General features: G+C 73.5%; 19 protein-coding genes and 2 tRNA genes. 10 read left to right on the top strand and 11 right to left on the bottom strand.

Annotated elements, in window-relative coordinates:
- Positions 1-138 precede the first annotated feature (138 nt).
- Positions 139-1,161 (top strand): class II fructose-bisphosphate aldolase, encoded by a 1,023-nt coding sequence (fbaA, locus tag ACGFSC_RS00790; RefSeq protein ID WP_359897721.1) that lies wholly within the window; start codon positions 139-141, stop codon positions 1,159-1,161.
- A 114-nt stretch (positions 1,162-1,275) separates the two neighbouring features.
- On the opposite strand, the gene ACGFSC_RS00785 is transcribed toward fbaA, so the two are convergent.
- Positions 1,276-1,695: a DUF3151 domain-containing protein gene (locus ACGFSC_RS00785; protein WP_359897720.1), complete on the bottom strand. Its 420-nt coding sequence runs from the start codon at positions 1,693-1,695 to the stop codon at positions 1,276-1,278.
- Positions 1,696-1,914: 219 nt separating this feature from the next.
- On the opposite strand from ACGFSC_RS00785, the gene ACGFSC_RS00780 reads away from it, so the two are divergent.
- Positions 1,915-2,700, top strand: a complete 786-nt coding sequence (locus ACGFSC_RS00780; protein ID WP_359897719.1) for a DUF3152 domain-containing protein — start codon at positions 1,915-1,917, stop codon at positions 2,698-2,700.
- Between the two features lie 86 nt (positions 2,701-2,786).
- Here the strand turns inward: ACGFSC_RS00780 and ACGFSC_RS00775 are convergent, their stop codons facing one another.
- From ACGFSC_RS00775 to purS, 4 genes are all read right to left on the bottom strand, one after another.
- Positions 2,787-3,602 (bottom strand): sterol carrier family protein, encoded by an 816-nt coding sequence (locus ACGFSC_RS00775; RefSeq protein ID WP_359897718.1) that lies wholly within the window; start codon positions 3,600-3,602, stop codon positions 2,787-2,789.
- A 67-nt stretch (positions 3,603-3,669) separates the two neighbouring features.
- On the bottom strand, positions 3,670-5,925 hold the full coding sequence (gene purL, locus ACGFSC_RS00770; RefSeq protein WP_359897717.1) for a phosphoribosylformylglycinamidine synthase subunit PurL: 2,256 nt from the start codon (positions 5,923-5,925) through the stop codon (positions 3,670-3,672).
- Complete coding sequence (purQ, locus tag ACGFSC_RS00765) at positions 5,925-6,602, bottom strand: phosphoribosylformylglycinamidine synthase subunit PurQ (RefSeq protein WP_359897716.1); 678 nt, start codon at positions 6,600-6,602, stop codon at positions 5,925-5,927. Before purQ ends, purL begins: the two co-directional genes overlap by 1 nt.
- Complete coding sequence (gene purS, locus ACGFSC_RS00760; protein WP_049654013.1) at positions 6,599-6,853, bottom strand: phosphoribosylformylglycinamidine synthase subunit PurS; 255 nt, start codon at positions 6,851-6,853, stop codon at positions 6,599-6,601. Before purS ends, purQ begins: the two co-directional genes overlap by 4 nt.
- 465 nt (positions 6,854-7,318) lie before the next feature.
- Here purS and ACGFSC_RS00755 point away from each other — a divergent pair, with 465 nt between their 5' ends.
- The 7 genes from ACGFSC_RS00755 to ACGFSC_RS00725 all read left to right on the top strand — a co-directional run bounded on the left by ACGFSC_RS00755 (position 7,319) and on the right by ACGFSC_RS00725 (position 11,954).
- On the top strand, positions 7,319-7,636 hold the full coding sequence (locus ACGFSC_RS00755; RefSeq protein ID WP_359897715.1) for an Lsr2 family protein: 318 nt from the start codon (positions 7,319-7,321) through the stop codon (positions 7,634-7,636).
- A gap of 143 nt (positions 7,637-7,779) precedes the next feature.
- Positions 7,780-7,852, top strand: a tRNA-Gly gene (locus ACGFSC_RS00750).
- 39 nt (positions 7,853-7,891) lie between these two features.
- Positions 7,892-7,964 (top strand) — tRNA-Gly (locus ACGFSC_RS00745).
- A 187-nt stretch (positions 7,965-8,151) separates the two neighbouring features.
- On the top strand, positions 8,152-9,159 hold the full coding sequence (locus ACGFSC_RS00740; RefSeq protein WP_359897714.1) for an ABC transporter ATP-binding protein: 1,008 nt from the start codon (positions 8,152-8,154) through the stop codon (positions 9,157-9,159).
- Positions 9,156-9,986 carry an ABC transporter permease gene (locus ACGFSC_RS00735; RefSeq protein ID WP_359897713.1) on the top strand — a complete coding sequence of 277 codons (831 nt, stop codon included), beginning with the start codon at positions 9,156-9,158 and terminating at the stop codon, positions 9,984-9,986. Before ACGFSC_RS00740 ends, ACGFSC_RS00735 begins: the two co-directional genes overlap by 4 nt.
- A 97-nt stretch (positions 9,987-10,083) precedes the next feature.
- Positions 10,084-11,313 (top strand): sensor histidine kinase, encoded by a 1,230-nt coding sequence (locus ACGFSC_RS00730; RefSeq protein WP_359897712.1) that lies wholly within the window; start codon positions 10,084-10,086, stop codon positions 11,311-11,313.
- Positions 11,314-11,330: 17 nt separating this feature from the next.
- On the top strand, positions 11,331-11,954 hold the full coding sequence (locus ACGFSC_RS00725) for a response regulator transcription factor (RefSeq protein ID WP_359897711.1): 624 nt from the start codon (positions 11,331-11,333) through the stop codon (positions 11,952-11,954).
- Between the two features lie 27 nt (positions 11,955-11,981).
- Here the strand turns inward: ACGFSC_RS00725 and ACGFSC_RS00720 are convergent, their stop codons facing one another.
- The 4 genes from ACGFSC_RS00720 to purD form a co-directional block, all read right to left on the bottom strand.
- Positions 11,982-12,881: a phosphoribosylaminoimidazolesuccinocarboxamide synthase gene (locus ACGFSC_RS00720; protein WP_359897709.1), complete on the bottom strand. Its 900-nt coding sequence runs from the start codon at positions 12,879-12,881 to the stop codon at positions 11,982-11,984.
- Between the two features lie 131 nt (positions 12,882-13,012).
- Complete coding sequence (locus ACGFSC_RS00715; RefSeq protein ID WP_359897708.1) at positions 13,013-14,560, bottom strand: N,N-dimethylformamidase beta subunit family domain-containing protein; 1,548 nt, start codon at positions 14,558-14,560, stop codon at positions 13,013-13,015.
- A gap of 228 nt (positions 14,561-14,788) precedes the next feature.
- On the bottom strand, positions 14,789-16,372 hold the full coding sequence (locus ACGFSC_RS00710; protein ID WP_359897707.1) for a hypothetical protein: 1,584 nt from the start codon (positions 16,370-16,372) through the stop codon (positions 14,789-14,791).
- Between the two features lie 663 nt (positions 16,373-17,035).
- Positions 17,036-18,283 (bottom strand): phosphoribosylamine--glycine ligase, encoded by a 1,248-nt coding sequence (gene purD, locus ACGFSC_RS00705; protein WP_359897706.1) that lies wholly within the window; start codon positions 18,281-18,283, stop codon positions 17,036-17,038.
- Between the two features lie 367 nt (positions 18,284-18,650).
- On the opposite strand from purD, the gene ACGFSC_RS00700 reads away from it, so the two are divergent.
- Entirely contained in the window at positions 18,651-19,436 is a 786-nt protein-coding gene (locus ACGFSC_RS00700; RefSeq protein WP_359897705.1) for an SLATT domain-containing protein, read from the top strand.
- Positions 19,437-19,468: 32 nt separating this feature from the next.
- Here the strand turns inward: ACGFSC_RS00700 and ACGFSC_RS00695 are convergent, their stop codons facing one another.
- Positions 19,469-20,116, bottom strand: coding sequence for a hypothetical protein (locus ACGFSC_RS00695; RefSeq protein WP_359897704.1), 648 nt, complete (start codon positions 20,114-20,116; stop codon positions 19,469-19,471).
- A gap of 115 nt (positions 20,117-20,231) precedes the next feature.
- A complete protein-coding gene (locus ACGFSC_RS00690; RefSeq protein WP_359897702.1) occupies positions 20,232-21,263 on the bottom strand; it encodes a GntR family transcriptional regulator in 1,032 nt (343 codons plus the stop codon).
- Between the last annotated feature and the right edge of the window lie 14 nt (positions 21,264-21,277).

The raw sequence follows: 21,277 nt of genomic DNA, 5'->3' as shown, positions 1-21,277 counted from the left end.
CGCGCAGGTCGCCGCGAACGTGCCGGAGAGCCACACCGCAACGCCGCGCGTCGGCGGGCCGGCACGGAGTCGTCACGAAGGCGTACACAGCGTCGGACAGCACCGTCCGTACGCCGCAACCCGACAGGAGCGGATCGCATGCCCATCGCAACTCCCGAGGTCTACAACGAGATGCTGGACCGGGCCAAGGCGGGCAAGTTCGCCTACCCGGCCATCAACGTCACGTCGTCGCAGACGCTGCACGCCGCACTGCGTGGTTTCGCCGAGGCCGAGAGCGACGGCATCATCCAGATCTCGACCGGTGGCGCGGAGTTCCTGGGCGGCCAGCACAGCAAGGACATGGTGACCGGCGCCGTCGCGCTCGCCGAGTTCGCCCACATCGTCGCCGCCAAGTACGACGTCACCGTCGCGCTGCACACCGACCACTGCCCGAAGGACAAGCTGGACGGCTACGTCCGCCCGCTGCTGGCGGTCTCCGCCGAGCGCGTGGCCCGGGGCGAGAACCCGCTGTTCCAGTCGCACATGTGGGACGGCTCGGCCGAGACCCTCTCCGACAACCTGGGCATCGCCCAGGAGCTGCTGGCCCAGGCCGCCGCCGCCAAGATCATCCTTGAGGTCGAGATCACCCCGACCGGCGGCGAGGAGGACGGCGTCACCCACGAGATCAACGACGAGCTTTACACCACCGTCAACGACGCCGTGCGCACCGCCGAGGCGCTGGGCCTGGGCGAGAAGGGCCGCTACCTGCTGGCCGCCTCCTTCGGCAACGTGCACGGCGTGTACAAGCCGGGCAACGTCGTGCTGAAGCCGGAGCTGCTGCGCGAGCTCCAGGACGCGATCGGCAAGCAGTACGGCAAGACCGACCCGTTCGACTTCGTCTTCCACGGCGGCTCGGGTTCGAGCGCCGAGGAGATCGCCACCGCGCTGGAGAACGGCGTCGTGAAGATGAACCTGGACACCGACACCCAGTACGCCTTCACCCGCCCGGTCGCCGGCCACATGTTCGCCAACTACGACGGCGTGCTGAAGGTCGACGGCGAGGTCGGCAAGAAGAACACCTACGACCCGCGCACCTGGGGCAAGCTGGCCGAGGCCGGCATGGCCGCCCGCGTGGTCGAGGCCGCCGAGCAGCTGCGTTCGGCGGGCAAGCGCCTGAAGTGAGTCCCGCGCCCGGGGCGGGGCCCACGGCCGCGTGAGCCCCGCCCTCCGGGCGTGACGTGACAGACGGGTGCCCCCGGCGGAGACCGCCGGGGGCACCCGTCTGTCCGGGGGTGTCTACTGCTTGAGCTCCGCGTACGCCTCCGCGCTGCTGTCCTTCAGGAACTGCCAGCAGCGGGTCTCCTCCTCGGTCTCCTTGATCGCGCCGGCCGCCCGGGCGAGCGCCGCCAGGCAGCGCAGGAAGCCGCGGTTGCCGCGGTGCTCCCACGGCACCGGGCCGTGGCCCTTCCATCCGTTGCGCCGCAGCGCGTCCAGCCCGCGGTGGTAGCCGGTACGGGCGTAGGCGTACGACTCGACGTACCGGCCGGCCGCGTAGGCGTCGTCGGCGAGCATGGCCCAGGCCAGGCAGAAGACCGGGAACTCGGCCGCCACCTGGGTGGGGGAGGCCGACTCCTCCGCCAGCATCCGGTAGGGCCGCTCCTCCTCCGGGAGGAGAGTGGGTTCGGGACCGTCGAGAAGGTTCCTGTGAATCGCCATGCCCTGAAGTCTGCCACCCGAGACGCAGGGGTCAACCGCCGTCCCCGGCGGGCGCCCGTTCCGCGACGCCGAAGTCACAGACGAGGCGTGTGGACATTCACCCGTTCGCCTGCCACTGTGAAGATCATGTCCGCAGCCCGATCCGTCGGCCGGCGCACCGCACCGCCCCGGAAGGGCGGTCGCCGACGCCGCAAGCCGCGCCGCGGACCCGGTCCTGGCATGCTCACGGCACTCGTGGTCTCCGCAGTGGTCCTGGGGGCCGCGGCGATCATGCTGTACCGCCCAGCGGGAACCCCGGCCGCCGCCCCGACCGCCCAGGCGAGGGTCGCCCCGCCGGGCGAGCAGGCCACCACGGCGGCACCGACGGCGGAGCAGGCGCCGCCCCCGGCTCCCGCCCCGGCCGACACCCCGCCGCCCGCCCCCGCCGCGCCGGACCCCGGCCCCACCAAGGGCGCGGGCACCTTCACCGTCGCCCCGGCCACCGCCAAGCCGGTCGGACGCGGCAACGTGCGCCGCTACCGGGTCGAGGTCGAGGACGGCATCGGCATCGACGCCCCGACCGCCGCCACGCAGATCCACGCCATCCTCGGCGACAAACGAGGCTGGACCAACGACCGCAAGAACGGCTTCCAGCTGGTCGCCGACGGCCCGTACGACTTCGCCGTGAAGATCGCCTCGCCGGCCACCGTGGACCGGATCTGCGGCGCCTCCGGGCTGGACACCCACGGCGAGGTCAACTGCAACGTCGGCAACCAGGTGCTCGTCAACTCCAAGCGCTGGAACACCGGTTCACCGCAGTTCAGCGGACCGCTGGAGGAGTACCGGGCGCTGATCGTCAACCACGAGGTGGGCCACCGGATCGGCCACGGGCACGAGGGCTGCCCGGGCGAGGGCAAGCCCGCCCCCGCGATGATGCAGCAGATCTACGGCCTCAAGGGCTGCACGCCCAACGCCTGGCCGTACTCGGCACAGGGCACGTACGTGGGCGGGCCGTCCGTCCCGTAGAACCGCGGCGGCGGGGGCGGGTCCTGGCAGCCGCCCTGGGGCGTGTCCGACAATTCCCGCCGGGTGCGCGACGGGTCGGACACGCCCTAACAGAGCACCGGCAGGTACTCCCGCAGGTCGCTGCGCTCCCCCGAGGCGGACACCTCGGCCGCCTCCACCGCCGCCGCCCAGTCGGCCCGGCCGGTGGCCAGCCGGATCCAGGTCAGCGGATCGGTCTCCACCACGTTGGGCGGGGTGCCCCGGGTGTGCTTCGGCCCCGGCACCGCCTGGACGACCGCGAACGGCGGGACGCGCAGCTCGACGGCGCCGCCGGGCACCTGCCCGGCGAGGGCGTCGGCCAGCATCCGGGAGACGGTGGCGAGGGCCTCGCGGTCGTGCGGGAAGGCGTCCAGGCCGAGCGCGTCGGCCAGGTCGTCGGCGTGCACCACGGCCTCGATCAGCCGGGTCACCAGGTAGTCGCTCAGGAGCATCGGATGACCGCTCAGGAAGGTCACCCGCCGCTCCGGTTCCGCCGCGGCCCGGCTGTCGAGCACGGCCAGCACGGCGTCGAGCGACCGGTCGAACTCGGCGGCCACCTCCTTGGGCGGGCCGGCGAACCCGGCCGCCGTGTGCTCCGTGGTCGCGGTGTCGACGAAGCCGGCCATCGTCCCGGCCAGCGCCGCGTAGTCGGCCAGCGGGAGCACCGGCCCGTCCACCTCCGGCAGGTCCAGCACGACGGACAGCTGGCTCAGCGCCAGGCTCAGGTGGGTCACCAGCTCCCGCACCCTCCAGGAGCCGAGCCGGGTCGGCCGTTCCAGATCGGACTCCGTCAGCTGGTGCACGACCACGCGCACCGCCTCGCTCTGCGCCGTCAACGCGGCGCTCACCTTCTGCGGCTGATACGTACGGGACTTGGCAGGCATGGGCGTCAACATACGCCGAGGGGCGGGTGGTTCACCAGAGAACCAACCGCCCCTCGTCGACCGTGCGTCAGGCCAGCAGGGCCTCGATGACACCGGTGCGGGCGTCCTTCAGCTCGGCCAGCGAGACGCTGAACCGGCCCTGGACGTCCAGGCTTTCGCCGTCCACGACACCGATCCGGGTGGCCGGCAGGCCGCGCGCGGTGCACATGTCGTTGAACCGGAGCTCCTCGCTGCGCGGCACCGCCACGACGGCGCGGCCGGCCGACTCCGAGAACAGCAGGACGAACGGGTCCTGGCCCTCGGGCAGAACGATCCGCGCACCGTGGCCGCCCTTGAGGCAGCTCTCCACCAGCGCCTGACCGAGACCGCCGTCGGACAGGTCGTGCGCGGCGTCGATCATGCCGTCGCGCGAGGCGGCGATCAGGATCTCGCCGAGCAGCCGCTCGCGCTCCAGGTCCACCGCCGGCGGCAGGCCGCCGAGGTGGTCGTGGACGGCCTGCGACCAGGCCGAGCCGCCGAGCTCGTCCGCCGTGTCGCCGAGCAGGTAGAGCAGCTGCCCCTCCTCGGCGAAGGCGAGCGGGGTGCGCCGGGTGACGTCGTCGATGACGCCGAGCACCGCGACCACCGGGGTCGGGTGGATGGCGACGTCGCCGGTCTGGTTGTACAGCGAGACGTTTCCGCCGGTGACCGGGGTGCCGAGCACCAGGCAGGCGTCGGCCAGGCCGCGGGTGGCCTCGGCGAACTGCCACATCACGTCCGGGTCCTCGGGGGAGCCGAAGTTGAGGCAGTCGGAGACGGCGAGCGGCTTGGCACCGCCGGCCGCGACGTTGCGGTACGCCTCGGCCAGGGCCAGCTGGGCGCCGGTGTACGGGTCCAGCTTGGCGAAGCGGCCGTTGCCGTCGGTGGCGACCGAGACGCCGAGGTTGGTCTCGTCGTCGATCCGGATCATGCCCGAGTCCTCGCCGTGCGAGAGCACGGTGTTGCCGAGCACGTAGCGGTCGTACTGGTCGGTGATCCAGGACTTGGAGGCCTGGTTCGGGTGGCTCGCGACCTTCAGCAGGTCGGCCTTGAGGCCCTCGCCGGTGGTCGGGCGGGCCAGCCGCTCGGCGGTCGGGGCGTCGGCCTGCAGCGCGTCCTGCCAGCTCGGGCGGGCGTACGGGCGCTCGTAGGTCGGGCCCTCGTGGGCGACGGTGCGCGGCGGGACGTCCACCACGAGCTCGCCGTGCCAGAAGATCTCCAGGCGCTCGCCGTCGGTCACCTCACCGATGACGTTGGCGATGACGTCCCACTTCTCGCAGATCTCCAGGAAGCGGTCGACCTTGTCGGGCTCCACGATCGCGCACATGCGCTCCTGCGACTCGCTCATGAGGATCTCCTCCGGCGAGAGCGTGTGGTCGCGCAGGTGCACGGTGTCGAGCTCGATCCGCATGCCGCCGGAGCCGGCCGAGGCCAGCTCGCTGGTGGCGCAGGACAGGCCGGCGCCGCCGAGGTCCTGGATGCCCTTGACGAGCTTCTCCCGGAAGATCTCCAGGGTGCACTCGATCAGGAGCTTCTCCTGGAACGGGTCGCCGACCTGGACGGCCGGGCGCTTGGCCGGCTTGCTGTCGTCGAAGGTCTCGGAGGCGAGCACCGAGACGCCGCCGATGCCGTCGCCGCCGGTGCGGGCGCCGTACAGGATGACCTTGTTGCCGGCGCCGGAGGCCTGCGCGAGGTGGATGTCCTCGTGCTTCATGACGCCCACGCACAGCGCGTTGACCAGCGGGTTGCCCTGGTAGCAGGAGTCGAAGACGACCTCGCCGCCGATGTTCGGCAGGCCCAGGCAGTTGCCGTAGCCGCCGATGCCCGCGACGATCCCGGGCAGCACGCGCCGGGTGTCCGGGTGGTCGGCCGCACCGAAGCGCAGCGGGTCCATCACGGCGACCGGGCGGGCGCCCATCGCCAGGATGTCGCGCACGATGCCGCCGATGCCGGTGGCCGCGCCCTGGTAGGGCTCGATGTACGACGGGTGGTTGTGCGACTCGACCTTGAAGGTGACCGCGTACCCCTGGCCGACGTCGACGACGCCGGCGTTCTCGCCGATGCCGACGAGCATCGCGTCCGAATCCGGCTTCTTCTCGCCGAACTGCTTCAGGTGGACCTTGCTGCTCTTGTACGAACAGTGCTCCGACCACATGACCGAGTACATGGCGAGTTCGGCGCCGGTCGGGCGGCGGCCGAGGATCTCCCGGATGCGCGCGTACTCGTCCTCCTTGAGGCCGAGCTCGGCCCAGGGCTGGGCGGCGTCCGGGGTCTGCTCGGCGTTCTTGACGGTGTCGAGGCTCATCAGGCGTTCACCAGCTGCTTCAGGACGGAAGTGAAGAAGCCCAGGCCCTCGGTGGTCGGGCCGGTGAGCGGCTCCACGGCGTGCTCCGGGTGCGGCATCAGGCCGACGACATTGCCGGCGGCGTTGGTGATGCCGGCGATGTCGCGGTACGAACCGTTCGGGTTGACGTCCAGGTAACGGGCGACGACCCGGCCCTCCGCCTCCAGTTCGTCCAGCACCCGCTCCTCGGCGACGAAGCGGCCCTCGCCGTTCTTCAGCGGGACGACGATTTCCTGGCCGACCGAGTAATCCCGGGTCCAGGCGGTGCCGGCGTTCTCGATGCTCAGCTTCTGGTCGCGGCAGATGAAGTGCAGCGAGTCGTTCCGGGTGAGCGCCCCGGGCAGCAGGTGCGATTCGCAGAGCACCTGGAAGCCGTTGCAGATACCGAGCACCGGCATTCCGAGCTTCGCCTGCTCGATGACGGTCTCCATCACCGGCGAGAAGCGGGAGATCGCACCGCAGCGCAGATAGTCGCCGTAACTGAATCCGCCGGGCAGGACGACGGCGTCGACCTGGTGGAGATCCTTGTCACGGTGCCACAGGGCGACCGGCTCGGCGCCGGCGAGGCGGACCGCCCGCTGGGCGTCGCGGTCGTCGAGGGAGCCGGGGAAAGTGACGACGCCGACGCGGGTGGTCACTTGCCCTCCTCCTCGACCCGGACGGTGAAGTCCTCGATCACGGTGTTGGCGAGAAAGGTCTCGGCGGCTTCGCGGATACGGGCGAGCGCCGCGTCGTCGACCGGGCCCTCCACATCCAGCTCGAAACGCTTGCCCTGGCGGACGTCGGCGATCCCGGTGAATCCGAGGCGGGGCAGTGCACGCTGCACCGCCTGTCCCTGGGGGTCGAGGATCTCCGGCTTGAGCATGACGTCGACTACGACGCGTGCCACTGGCACTCCCGGTGGTGTCTTCGGTGAGGCGGGGGAACTCCAGACTACCGGTGGTTTCGGGCAGGATTGCTGGCCGGGGATAGCGACGCGCGTAGACCCGAGACCCTTACGCCACAAGGGATCCGGACCCCTCACCCACCGACCGGGCCGACCGGTTTCCGTGGATTCGGCACTCGGAACGGCCCCGCCCGGAGAACACCCGAATACGGCACTTGGGGACAGAACCGCCCGTCCCGCACATCGGTATCCAGGAGTCCCGCGAAGAGACGTGAATATCCGGAAAAGAATGCCGGACTCTTCGATTTCTGCCCCCTTCGGGTGCAGAATAGGGCCACCTGTCGCGGCAAGTGCTGCGTATCAGGCGAGCCACCCGGCGCGCCCGTACGCGCTTGCGCGAGTTGGTGCACATCAGGCCCCGGTACCCCCTCGGACCGGCGGCCGAATTGCCCGAGAGGATTGACACCCATGGCACAGCGTGTAGTTGTCACGCTCTCCGACGACCTGGACGGCGGCTCCGCCGCGGAAACCGTCCACTTCGGCGTCGACGGGAAGTCGTACGAGATCGACCTGTCCGTGGACAACGCGGAAAAGCTGCGGGAGGCCCTCGCTCCGTTCGTCGCCGCCGGCCGCCGCCAGAGCCGCACCGGAAAGTCCTTCCGCCGCACCGCCCTCACCCCGGACCCGGCCGCCGTCCGCGCCTGGGCCCTGTCCCGCGGGATGGAACTGCCGGCCCGTGGCCGCATCCCCAAGCACGTGTACGAGGCGTTCGCCGAGGCGAACTGAGCCTCGCGGGAGTCCGCTCCCCGGTCGCCCCGCCCGCCCTGACCGAAAGGGTGGGGCGACCACCCCGAACGATGCTGTAGAGTATTCCTCGTCGCCGCAACGGAGAGATCCGAAGAGGCGGCGGGTGCCCCACCAGGCACCATGCGGACGTGGCTCAGTTGGTAGAGCATCACCTTGCCAAGGTGAGGGTCGCGAGTTCGAATCTCGTCGTCCGCTCGCAGTGCGCGAGCACAGCACAACTCAATAGTTTGACCTGCGGACGTGGCTCAGTTGGTAGAGCATCACCTTGCCAAGGTGAGGGTCGCGAGTTCGAATCTCGTCGTCCGCTCCGATACGAAGGGCCCCCTCGTTTGAGGGGGCCCTTCGGCATTCCTCCCCGCACTCCTGGCACGGCGGTGCCCCGGGCGCCGGCGATATCGGCCATGACATTTGTCATCGCCGACCCGTGGATCCCCACCGCGATGTCATGACGGCCCGCACTGCCCGCGCGGCCCGGTCGGCGGAAGGCTTGGGGCATGGAGACGAGCCGGGCGCCCCGCCCCAGCGAAGACGTGATCGAGGTCACCGACCTGCACCGCCACTACGGCGGCGGCACCACCGGGTACCACGCCGTGCGCGGCGTCGACCTGACCGTCCGCCGCGGCGAGCTGTTCGCCCTGCTCGGCACCAACGGGGCCGGCAAGACCTCCACCATGGAGGTCATCGAGGGCCTGGCCGCGCCCACCGGCGGCACCGTCCGGGTGCTCGGCCTGGACCCCCACAAGGAGCGCGCCGCCGTCCGCCCGCGGATCGGCATCATGCTCCAGGAGGGCGGCTTCCCCGGCGAGCTCACCGCCGCCGAGACCGGCCGCGTCTGGGCCGGGATGACCAGCGGCGCCCGCCCGGTGCCGGAGGCGCTGGAGCTGGTCGGCCTCGGCCACCGGGCGAACGTCCGGGTCAAGCAGCTGTCCGGCGGCGAGAAGCGCCGGCTGGACCTCGCGATGGCCCTGCTCGGCCGCCCCGAGGTGCTCTTCCTGGACGAGCCCAGCACCGGTCTCGACCCCGAGGCGCGCGCCGCCGTCTGGCAGCTGGTCCGCGAGCTGCGCGCCCAGGGCACCACGGTGCTGCTCACCACCCACTACCTGGAGGAGGCCGAGGAGCTCGCCGACCGGCTGGCCATCATGCACGGCGGCCGGGTCGTCACCTCGGGCACCGTCGCCGAGGTGATCGCCGACCGGCCCGCCCGGATCGGCTTCGAGCTTCCCGAGTTCACCGGCGCCGCACTGCCCGTCCTCGCCGGGGCCGAACTCGCGCTCGACGGCCGCAAGGTCACCGTGCAGACCCTCACGCTCCAGGACACCCTCACCGACCTGCTCGGCTGGGCCCGGCACCACGGGATCGCGCTCGGCGCCCTGGACGCCCGCAGCGCCTCGCTGGAGGAGGCCTTCCTCGCGATCGCCTCCGAGGCCGCCCACCAGAACCCCCCGCAGGCGCCCGCCGCCGACCGCCCCGCCCGCCGCCGCCTGATCGGATCCGCCCGATGACCACCACCGTCGCCACCGCCGCCACCGGTCCGCAGAGCACCGCCGCCCGCCGGCTGCTCGCCCTCGGCCGGGCCGAGGCCACCCTGCTGCTGCGCAACCGCACGGCCCTGTTCACCGCCCTGGCGCTGCCGCTGTTCCTGGTCTTCACCCTGAAGGGCGTGCTCTCCCAGCAGGCCGAGTCCAACCCCGGACTGGACGTCGACTCGCTGCTGGTCTACGGCTCGGTCGGGATGATCCTGGCCTTCGTCGTGTACTACAACCTGACCGCCGCGTACGTCGGGCGGCGCGGCGAGCTGGTCCTCAAGCGGCTGCGCACCGGCGAGGCCCGGGACATCGAGATCCTGCTCGGCACCGCCGTCCCCTCGGTCGCGCTCGGTCTGATGATGGCCGCCCTGATCGGGATCGGCGGCAGCCTCGGCCTCCACCTGGCCGTGCCGGTCAACCCGGTGCTGATGCTGGTCGGCCTGCTGCTGGCGCTGGCCACCATGATCGCCCTGGCCGCGCTGTCCAGCGCCTTCACCAGGACCGTGGAGAGCGCGGGCATCACCACCCTGCCGATCATGCTGCTGATGCAGCTCGGCTCCGGGCTGTTCATCCCGCTGGAGGTCATGCCCAAGCAGCTGGCCGACATCTGCCGCCTGCTGCCGACCACCCCGGCCTTCCAGCTGATCCGCGTCGGCTGGTTCGGCACCGACGGCTCGGCCGCCGCGACCGGCTTCGCCGGCTCCTGGGGCGCCGCCGGCTCGCACCTGGTCACCGGGGCGATCTGGCTGGGCCTGGCGGTCTGGGGCGCGGTGCGCTACTTCCGCTGGGAACCGCGCCGCTGAGCATCCAGCAGTAATCCGAAGGAACGCCCCCGGTACGGCCTCTGATATGAAGGCAGCAAGCAGGATCGTGGTCGAACTGGGGGCGGAAGAATTGAGAATGCGGTCGCCGCATCGGCACTGGGCCGGCCTGAGCAAACCCCAGCGCACCGAGCTGTACCTGCGCTGGTCGCTCTACCTGATGGCGATGTTCGTCCTGCCCGGCGTCCTGCTCGGCGCCGGGAGCGCCGTCGGCCAGACCGGGAACATCCCGGTGATCCGGATCTCCGTGCTGATCGGGCTCGCCACCACCCTGGTCCTGCTGCGGACCTACCGCGTCGCGATGGACCACTACCTCGGCCGCCCCACCGACCCCCGGCTCTGGCTCGCCCTCTCGGTCGGCCTCGCGGTGGCGGGCTCCTGGACCGTCCTGCTGTTCGGCCCCGCCGACGGCGGACCGGATAGCCCGGGCGGCCTCCCCTTCACCCTGTTCGTCACCAGCACCCTGCTGCTGTTCACCCACGGCCCGGTGTGCGTGGCGCTGACTCCCCGCCGGGCCGCCGTCGTCGGGCTGGGCATGCTGCTGGCCGTCTTCCCGGCCGCGGTACTCGCCGGGATCGACCCCGCCGGCACCGCCGGCTACCTGACCGGACTGACCGTCGGGATGGCCCTCCTCGGCCCCAGCTGCCGCAGCTTCGCCTGGCTCACCTCGATCGTCTGGGAGCTGGACGCCGCCCGCGAGGCCCAGTCCCGGCTGGCCGTGGCCGAGGAGCGGCTGCGCTTCTCCCGCGACCTCCACGACGTGATGGGCCGCAACCTCACCACCATCGCGCTGAAGAGCGAGCTCGCCGTCCAGCTCGCCCGCCGGGGGCGCGAGGAGGCCGCCGACCAGATGGCCGAGGTGCAGAAGATCGCCCAGGAGTCGCAGCGCGAGGTCCGGGACGTCATCCGCGGCTACCGCACCGCCGACCTGCACGCCGAGGCGATCGGCGCCCGGGCGGTGCTGCGCTCGGCCGACGTCTCCTGCGAGATCGACCTCGGCGAGCACGCCGACCGGCTGCCGGGCCCGGTCCAGTCGGTGTTCGGCTGGGTGATCCGCGAGGCCACCACCAACGTGCTGCGGCACAGCGAGGCCGGCCGCTGCCTGATCCGGCTGCGGACCGAGGACGGTCGGGCCGTACTGGAGCTGGAGAATGACGGGGTGCCCGACATCCCGTTCCCCTCCCAGGGCAGCGGCACCGGGCTGCGCGGACTGCGCGAGCGGCTCGCCGCCCACGACGGCGAACTGACCGTGTCGACCGCCGAGGCGGGCGTCTTCCGGATGCTCGCCACCGTCCCGCTCCCCCGCTGAGGAAGAAAGACCGCCCGATGACCGAGAACGCCGCGCCCGTCCGCGTCCTGCTCGCCGACGACGAGCACCTGATCCGGGGCGCGCTGGCCGCGCTGCTCTCGCTGGAGGACGACATCGAGGTGGTCGCCCAGGCCGGCTCCGGCACCGAGGCGCTGGCGATGGCGCTGGCCCACCGCCCGGACGTCGCGGTGCTGGACCTCCAGATGCCGGGCAAGGACGGCATCGAGGTGGCCGCCCAGCTGCGGCTGGCGCTGCCGGACTGCCGCTGCATGATCGTCACCGGCCACGGCCGCCCCGGCTACCTGAAGCGGGCGCTGGAGGTCGGGGTGCGCGGCTTCCTGCCGAAGACCGTCTCGGCGGCGGACCTGGCCGGCATCATCCGCACCGTGCGTTCCGGCGGCCGGTACGTGGACCCCGAGCTGGCGGCGGACGCGATCAGCGCCGGCGAGACCCCGCTGACCCCGCGCGAGACGGACGTCCTGGAGCTGGCCGCCGACGGCACCCCGATCGCCGAGATCGCCGAACGGGCCTCGCTCTCCCAGGGCACCGTGCGCAACTACCTGTCCTCGGCGGCCACCAAGCTGGGCGCGGAGAACCGCCACGCGGCGGTGCGGATCGCCCGCGAGCACGGCTGGATCTGAGGCCGTGCCCGCGGGCGGTCGAGCGGGTCAGGCCCAGGTGGTCCCGGTCAGCCGCTCGTACACGTCGATGTACTTGGCGCGGGTCAGCTCGACGATCTCGGCCGGCAGCGCCGGCGGCGGCTGCTCGCTGTAGCGGTCCCAGCCGGAGTCCGGGGAGACCAGCCAGTCGCGGATCAGCTGCTTGTCGAAGGAGGACTGCGAGCGGCCCGCCTCGTACCCGTCGGCCGGCCAGTAGCGGGAGGAGTCCGGGGTGAGCACCTCGTCGCCGATCACCAGCTCGCCGTCCAGCAGGCCGAACTCGAACTTGGTGTCGGCCAGGATGATGCCGCGCTCGCGGGCGATGTCCCGGGCCCGGGCGTAGACGTCCAGGGTGGTGCGGCGCAACTGCGCGGCGAGTTCGGCGCCGATCCGGCGGGCGGTCTCCTCGTAGGAGACGTTCTCGTCGTGCTCGCCGACCTCGGCCTTGAGCGCGGGGGTGTAGATCGGGGCGGGCAGCTCGGAGCTGTTCTCCAGGCCCTCCGGCAGCGCGATGCCGCAGACCGTGCGGCTCTCCTGGTACTCGGCCAGGCCGGAGCCGGCCAGGTAGCCGCGGGCGACCGCCTCGACCGGGATCATCTCCAGGCTGCGGCAGACCAGCGTGCGGCCCTTCCAGTCGGCCGGGGCGCCGGCCGGGACCTCGGTGGAGATCACGTGGTTGGGAACGATGTCGGCGATCCGCTCGAACCACCACAGCGACAGCTGGGTGAGGATGCGGCCCTTGTCCGGGATCTCGTTCGGCAGCACCCAGTCGTGGGCGGACGTCCGGTCGCTGGCCACCATGACCAGCTCGCCCGAACCGGTGCGGTAGAGGTCGCGCACCTTGCCGGTGTGCAGGTGGACCAGGCCGGGTACCTGGACCGGCTCGGGCTTGGTGACAAATCCGCTCAAGGTGTTCAGTCCTCAGGGGTCGTTCACGGGCGGGGGCACCGCGAAAGGGGAGGTCACTGCCCCCGCAGTCTTTCACGCCCGCCGGAACGCCGGTCCTCCGGCCACCGAGCGCCGGTTCCCGGCCACCGTGGTCAGTGCGGCTGGTTCTTGCAGAGCCGGTCCAGCAGGTTGGCGGTGGCCCGCTGGATGCGCTCGTCGGTCAGCCCCGGGCGCCCCAGCGCGGGCGACCAGGCGAAGGTGCCGGCCGCGAAGACGTACGCGCCGCTGGGCGCGCGGTACAGCGAGGTCTCCTGGTAGCGGGTGCGGCCGGCCGGGTCCTGGTACGGCGAGTGCGCCAGCAGCACCCGCTCGACGTGCTCGGGCAGCGCCACCTTGGGGTAGTAGCGGTCGGCCTCGCCGGCGACCAGCCCGGGCAGTTCGTCGCCCTCCTGGAGGCCGGTGCCGTCCCAGAGCCAGTGCGCGGTGTGCCGGGCGACCAGCGGGACGGGCGCGGCGACCCGCCCCGAGTACTGCACCCCGAGCAGGTGCTGCTCGGGCTCCCCGGCGTCCCGCCACAGCGCGCTGGCCGCGCCGGGCGCCCCGGCGGCCGGGCTGCCGGCGCCGACCTTCTGCCGCTTGCGGCAGTTGAGCAGCCGGTTGGGCTCGCCGGAGGCGGCGGCGGTCAGCTCGACCCGCCAGTACATGGTGTTGGCGGAGAGGAACACCAGCGAGGTGCCGCCGTCCCTGGCCCGCTCGGCGGCCCGGCGCATCGGCTCGGACCAGTACTCGTCGTGGCCGGGGAAGACCAGCGCCCGGTGCCGGGACGGGTCCACCAGGCCGGCGTGCAGGTCGGTGGCGGTGGCGTAGGAGAGGTCGTAGCCGAAGCGCTCGGCCCAGCGGATGAAGTCGTACGCGTGGCCGACGTGCAGCGGCAGTCCGGCGGTGGCGTGCGGGCGGTCGAAGGAGACGGTGACGGCCGCCTCCGGCTCGCCGACCAGGCCGCCCCGGCCGTCCCAGGCGTGGTAGAGGCTGGCGCCGGTCCGGCCGTCCTCGGGGAACAGGTTGTACGCCTGCCAGGTCACGTCCGGGAGCACCAGGAGCAGTTCGGCGGTGCGCGCCCGGTCCTCGAAGTCCCGGACGGTGAAGGGGATGTGGCTGCGGTGCAGCATGTCCGCGGTGGTCAGCACGGCGACGTAGGCGCCGGGCTTCCAGTGCGCCGGGATCTGTTGCCGCCAGGAGTGCCACCAGTGGTGGCAGGAGACCGTCCGGTCGACCACCAGCGGGGCGGGCTGGGCGAGGCCGGCGATCGACGGGCTGGAGGTCATGTGGCGGGCGCCGTCACCCCCGTAGTGGCCGATCCGGAAGATGTTCACGGTGAACTCGCGGGGCGGGTTGACGGTGACCCGGAAGTCCACCGAGCCGCCGGGGCGGACCACCCCGGCCGAGGCGAAGCCCTTGATCTGCTGGTCCACGTCGTTGGCGCCCTGCGGGGTTCCGACGGACGGCTTCCTGCGGACTCCGGCCGTCAGCGACTGCTGGCCCGGCGCGCCCACCGAGACGTACCAGGGCACGGCGCCCTCCGCCCCGGCCAGGTACTGGTCCGGGCTGCGCAGCCAGGGCAGCGGGCCCTGGCCGAAGGGGTCGGAGACGCTGTAGGCGTGCGTCCCCGACTCCCAGCGGCGGTTGAGTTCGGTCCCCACGCGCCCCTCCCAGGTGCACTTCCGCCCGGTTGGCACGTGCCCCCCGGATGTGCGTGCGGTCTAATACACCACAGACTGCTGGCGCAGCGTCACCCTCCGGTAGCGATTGGTGCGGGGAATCTCGCGCGCCTCCCGGGAGGGGCCTCCGGCCTGCGAAAACGCCCGGCGGCCGGCCCTTTTGGGGGCGCGTGCGGCGGTGCCGAGCGCCCTCCTGTGACGCCCGGGACGTCAGAGGCGCACGGGTTTCTCAAGACGGACGTCGGCGGCGTCCAGCCAGGCGCGCAGCGGACCGTCCTGGCCCTGCTCCACGGCCTGGGCGACCGGACCGGCCAGGTCGGTGCGGCGCACCCCGCCGAGCAGCAGCACCGGGCCGTCCAGCCAGTCCAGGCCGGGGGCGCCGCCGGCGGTGTCCACGGCGGCGCAGCAGACCATCGCGGTGACGTGGTCGACCAGCAGGTCGCGGCCGCTGCGGTCGGGTTCGAGCAGCGGGGCCGGGGCGGTGGTGCGGGCCAGCTGGGCGGCGAGCGCGGCGGCCAGCAGCTCTCCGTCGCCCTCGGCGAGCCGGCCCAGCAGCCGGGTGAGGGTCGGGGCGCCGGGGCGGGACTGCGGGGCGAGCCGGTCCAGGGCGGTCTGCAGGGTGGCGGCGCCCGCCCGCCAGCCGGCGTCCACCACCTCGGCCGGGTAGTCGGCCCACTCCAGCTCGCGCCAGGCGCCGGCCGCCGGGCGGCCGAAGAACAGGTCGGCGGCGAGCCGGGAGACCGCCCGGTCGACGGTGCCGGGCTCCTCCAGCAGGTCGCAGGCGGGGCGGTCGCCGAGCCGGCTGCCGTAGCCGTCGGCCAGCCGGTCGCGCCGGGACAGCTCGGTGAGCGCGGCGACCACGCCGGCGTTGAGGTGGGCCGGGTGGCGGCCGAGCCGCCAGGCGGGCAGCGCGACCCGGGTGAGCAGCCGGTCCCAGCCCGCGTAGGCCAGGCCGACCTGCTCCTGGGCTGCGATCCGCAGTCCGTAGTCGACCGTCCTGGCCTGCTCGGAGGCCCAGCTCGCGACCGAGCGCTCCAGCTCGGCGGAGTGGCCCCGGCAGGCGCCGAGCAGGCGGCGCACGACCCTGCGGACGATCCGGTCGGCGAGCGCGGCCGGACCGCGCCGGGGCGGCCGGGGCGGGGCGGCCAGGGTGGCGCCGCCGAGACCGGGGGCCGCGCCGGCGCCGGAGTCCAGACAGGCGTCCAGGCTGCGCAGGAAGCGCCGGGCGGCGGCGATCTCCGGGTCGGCGGAGGCGGCGGTGCCGGCCACCACGGGGGCGAGCAGGGCGCGCAGTTCACCGGCCCGCATCCACCACAGGAAGGGCGAGCCGATCACCAGGACGGGGGCGGGCGCCCCCGGGTCCCGCCGCGACGGAGCCGTCCGCCGGCTCGGCGGGACGTCCTCCAGCCAGCTGTCGCAGTCCGGGGTGAGGGCCACGGCGGAGGGCGCGGGCACCTCCAGCCGGTCCGCCAGCTCGCCGATCAGCCGGTACAGCTCGGGGGCCTCGGCGCGCTCCAGCGGGACGGCCGGGGTGCGCGGCGGGACGGTCCGGTGCAGGGCCCGGGCGGTCAGCCCGGCCACCGCCAGGGTCAGCGCGGCGACCGCGCAGACCGCCCAGCGGGCGGCGTCCCAGCCCGCGGCGTCGGCGGCCCCGGGCGCACCGATCCGGCCGGTGAACCGGCCGGCGAGCAGGACCACCGCCACGGCGGCGGGCAGGGCGGCGGCGGCCCGGGCGAGGCCTCGGATCCGCAGCACCACCTGGGCGTGAGCGCGCGCGATGTCGATTGCGGCCATACGGTGCGGCACCCCCTTCGGAGCCCTCGGGCGCCCGGCTTCGGGCCCTGAGCCGACTCGAAACGATCAGTTCCGACCGGGAAGCGGAGGCGTCCGATCCCGGTAGTGCATGCTGCGTGGCGCTACTGACATTTTCGACGCCCCGGTCCGGGTGGGCGTTCCGGATCACCCCGGATTCCACTCGTCCCGGTGACACCGCCCGGTTGTTCCGGTGACGCCGCCCGGGTGTTCCGGTGACACCGCCCGGACGCCGGCGACCGGTCCGGTGCGAAGCACCCCGACGACCGACCGGCCGGACGCCGTCCAGCATCCCCCCGTGGGAGCACCGCTACCCGGCGGCGACCCCGGCGCACGGGCCCCGCGCACCGCGATCCAGCGCACCATAAGGCCGCGCGGCCGGTTGCGTCAGCCGGATGCGGGTGCTGTCACCCGATGGGCTGGAATCCGTCGGCCGAACGGTGCGTCGGCCCCCGCAACCGCTCCAGCCCCGAAACGCCGGGAACGCTGCGCCCATGGGGTTGACCGGTGGGCTCGGATGTTCGAATCCCGCTCGCCCCTGCTGGTACGGGCGGCTGCGGGCCGCCGCCCGCACCGCGGTGGCACGCACCGCGGCCCCCGTGCGAACGGTTCGCACGGGGGCCGCGGGCAGAGCGGGCGGGGGGCTCAGGCGGTGGCCGCCTTCAGCGCGATGTCGGTGCGGTGCTGGCCGCCCTTGAGGGAGATCCGGTCCACCGCGGCGTACGCGCGGTCGCGCGCCTCGGCCAGGTCGGTGCCGGTCGCGGTGACCGACAGGACGCGGCCGCCGGCGCTCAGCACCCGGCCGTCCTCGTCCGCCTTCGTCCCGGCGTGCAGCACGAACGCGGTGCCGTCCGCCTCCGCCTCGGCCAGGCCCTCGATCGGGTCGCCGGTGCGCGGGGCGTCCGGGTAGCCCTCGGAGGCGACGACCACGGTGACGGCCGCGCCCTCGTCCCAGCGCAGCGGCTCCAGCTGGTCCAGGCTTCCGGTGGCGGAGGCGAGCAGCACGCCCGCCAGCGGGGTGCGCAGCCGGGCCAGCACGACCTGGGTCTCCGGGTCGCCGAAGCGGGCGTTGAACTCGATCACCCGGGTGCCGCGCGAGGTGAGCGCCAGGCCCGCGTAGAGCAGGCCGGAGAACTCGGTGCCGCGGCGGCGCAGCTCGTCCACGGTCGGCTGGAGGACGGTCTCCATGACCTCCTCGACCAGCCCGGCGGGCGCCCACGGCAGCGGGGAGTAGGCGCCCATGCCGCCGGTGTTCGGGCCCTCGTCGCCGTCCAGCGCGCGCTTGAAGTCCTGGGCGGGCTGGAGCGGGACGACGGTGGTGCCGTCGGTGATCGCGAACAGCGAGACCTCGGGGCCGTCCAGGTACTCCTCGATGACCACGCGCTCGCAGCCGGCGGCGTGCGCCAGCGCGGCCTCGCGGTCGGAGGTGACCACGACGCCCTTGCCGGCGGCCAGGCCGTCGTCCTTGACCACGTACGGGGCGCCGAAGGCGTCCAGCGCCTCGGCGGCCTCGGCCGCGGTGGTGCAGACGTAGGACCGGGCGGTGGGGACGCCGGCCGCGGCCATCACATCCTTGGCGAAGGCCTTCGAGCCCTCCAGTTCGGCGGCCGCGGCGGACGGGCCGAACACCGGGACGCCGGCCGCGCGCACGGCGTCCGCGACGCCGGCCACCAGCGGGGCCTCCGGGCCGACCACCACCAGGGCGGCACCGAGCCGGCCGGCCAGCGCGGCGACCTGCGCGCCGTCCAGCTGGTCGACCGGGTGGACCGTCGCGACCTGCGCGATCCCGGCGTTGCCCGGGGCACAGTGCAGTTCGGTCACTGCGGGATCTTGGGACAGGGAGCGGCACAGGGCGTGTTCGCGGGCGCCGCCGCCGATGACGAGGACCTTCACGCCTGGCAGCGTAGTCGGTGGCCTGTTCCGGCCGCTCTCCGGTCCCGTCGGATCCTCCAGCGGAGGATCTCCGTACGCCGACGATGTCGGAGGATCCTCCAAGCCCGACGGGGCCGGTTCGGCGGTGGGTGGTCGGGTCACGACGTCGGGTCACCGACCCCTCGCTCGGACGGGTGAAATCTCGCCGCCTCCCGCAACCCGCCCACCTCGGGTTCCGTTGGCCGAAACCGGTAACGATCAGCGGAGAAGCGCCCCCACGGTCAGCCATTTGGCGGTAAGAAGTGCTGTTGGAGAACCACCGGCGGACACCACGTCAGCCGTTGCGCCGACAGAGCCAGCAGTCCGCCCGCCACAGGGAGCCCCACAGGTGAGCCAGCCGGAAATGCAGCCCGAGGAGAGTGCCTGGGGCAAGGAGATCGGTGAGGAGGACCCGCCCGCCGCCGCCGTCGTCCGACGGGCCTCCACCCGCCAGCGGGCCGATCTGAGCACCCGCCAGTTCCCGCTGGGGGACTGGGGCGAGCCCGCCGAACGGCTGGAGGAGCTCTACCGCTGGTCCGAGGAGCGGGCGGTCGAGGCGATCGAGTGGTACCGCCGGGACCGCGTCTGGAAGCGCCGCTGGGCCCGCGTGCTGCGGTTCGGCGCGGCCGGCTTCGCGGTGGGCGGGGTGACCGCCCCGCTGGTCGACCTGGCCGGCGCCTTCGCGCACGGCACCGGCTGGGGCTACGTCGGCTTCGCGCTCTCCGCCGCCTGCCTGGCCACCGACCGGGTCTTCGGCCTCACCTCCGGCTGGATGCGGGACGTCTCCACCGGCCAGGCCCTGCAACGCCGCCTGGAGGCCTTCCAGTTCGACTGGGCTTCGGAGTGCGTGCGCGAGGTGCTCGGCCCGACCGAGGGCACCGCGGGCGAGGCCGCCGAGCGCTGCCTGGGCGTGCTGCGCCGGTTCTGCGAGGACGTCTCGGACATGGTCCGCTCCGAGACCTCGGAGTGGATGCTGGAGTTCCGCGCCTCGATGACCCAGCTGCCCACCCAGTCCGGCGGGGCCTGGGGCGGGCGCAGCGAGCCCGGGGTGGGCGCCCAGGTGCGGGTGCTGCCGCCGCCGGGCACCCGGCCGACCATGCCGCGCCAGCGGCCGCCGGAGGGGCCGCTGCGCTAAGGCGTGTCCGCCTGGAGCCCGTCCGCCCGGCGTCAGGCGAAGACGATCATCGAGCCCTGGGTGACGCTCCTGGTCGCCGCCGCGTACAGGCCCGACCAGGCGTGCCGCTCCCGGGCGAAGGGGTGGACGTCGTCGATCGGCGGCCCGAACGGCTGCTCCAGGCCGGTCGGGCCGAGCGGCCGGGTCGGGTCCGGCGGGTTGAGCGGGTCGATGCCCAGCGCCGGTGCGACGGCCTGGAGTTCGCGCAGCAGCCCGTGGCTGGAGCCGAGCGGGCCGCCGGCGGCGAGCAGCGTGTCGTCCACCAGCGGCACCGCGAACTCGACCGGCACGTACGCGCCGGCGTGGTCGAAGTGCCAGACCAGGTGCGACTGTTCGGCACTGCTCTCGAACATCTCCAGCAACTGCTCGTAGTCGCCACCGAGCGCGTCGACCGGGGTGATGTCCAGGCCGGTGAGGCCCAACAGGTAGGCGCGGCGCAGGAAGTGCAGCGAGTCGTAGTCGAAGGCGGCTATCGGCTCGACCGCGCCGCTGATGCCCGGGACGAACCGGTAGACCGGCACCTCGGGCAGCCCGCGCGAGGCCAGCACCGAGTTGTAGAGCGCGAGGTCGTCCCGGAAGGGGTTGTCGGGGCTGTGGCTCAGCGCGTCCACCAGCGGGACGAGCCAGAGGTCGCAGGCCATGGCCGGCAGTTCCTCTCCGGAGGCGGGGATCGCCCGCGCGGGCGGGGCGACGACGGGGGTCGGGTCGGTACCCGGACGGCCTTTCAGGAGGCGCCCGGTCCGATGACCGCCCACCCTACCGGCCCGGCGCGGCGTGCGGGTCGGGCCGTCCCCGAGGGCCCTCCGGGGGCGGTTCGGACAGCCGTCGGCCGAACCGGCCGTACGGCACCGTGCGCGGCTGCGGCACCAGCCCGAGGCCCAGTCCCAGCTCACGGCCGAGTTCCCGGCCCACCTCGGCGCTGCGGGTCCGCCCGGTGCGGGCCGCACCGGGCCCGGCACCGGCCTCGGCACCGGCCTCGGGCTCGTCGCCCGGCTCCGGCGGGGCCGCCGGCGCGGGCGGCGGTTCGACCGGCACCGGCGCCGGCTCCTCCCCGACGAACTCGGTGAGCAGGTCCAGCACGGTCACCGACTCCAGCGGCTGCCCGGCCAGCCCGGCCAGCAGCCGGACGGTGTACAGGTTGTACTCGCAGATGATCCGGTGCGCGCCGAGCGCATCGCGGGCCTCGATCGCCGCGACCAGGTCCGGGTGGCGCTCCCAGCAGATCCCGCCCAGCGCGGGCAGCTCCCGCAGGTAGGGCGCGGCGAACATCCAGGACTGCACCCGCAGCCAGTCCAGGTAGTCGGCGATCCGGCGGTTGCCGAGCAGCGCGCCGACCTCCTGCCAGAACCGGCGGTCGCAGCCCACCATGACGTCCAGGTTCCCGGCCCGGGCCGCCCGCACCGCCGCGTCGGCCCGCCGGTGCAGCGAGGGCAGCCGGCCGAGGTCGGGCAGTGCCCGGCGGGTGGCGTACTGGCGGTGGAAGCTGTCGGTGATCAGCACCCGGGACTCGAAGATCTCCAGGAAGTCGTCCCACCCCAGCTCGGGCACGGTGAAGCCGCGGTGGTGCTCGGCCCGCAGCAGGCCCTGCGCGCCGAGGTCGACCAGGGCCTCGCGGGCCGGGGTCGCGGAGACGCCGTACAGCTCGGCGATCTCCTTGACGGTGAAGTTGCGGCCGGCCGCGAGCCGGCCGGCCATCATCTCCTCGCGCAGCGCGCCGGCGATCTGCTCGCGCAGGCTGTTGCGGTGGATGACGGGGCGGGGGGTGTCGCCTGCGCCGTTGTCAGGCATGGGGCGACCTCCTC

The organism is Kitasatospora sp. NPDC048715, assembly GCF_043198905.1.
Classification (GTDB): domain Bacteria; phylum Actinomycetota; class Actinomycetes; order Streptomycetales; family Streptomycetaceae; genus Kitasatospora; species Kitasatospora lactacystinica.
The sequence above is the reverse complement of the archived record's forward strand: the minus strand, read 5'-3'. Positions and strand labels throughout refer to the sequence as shown.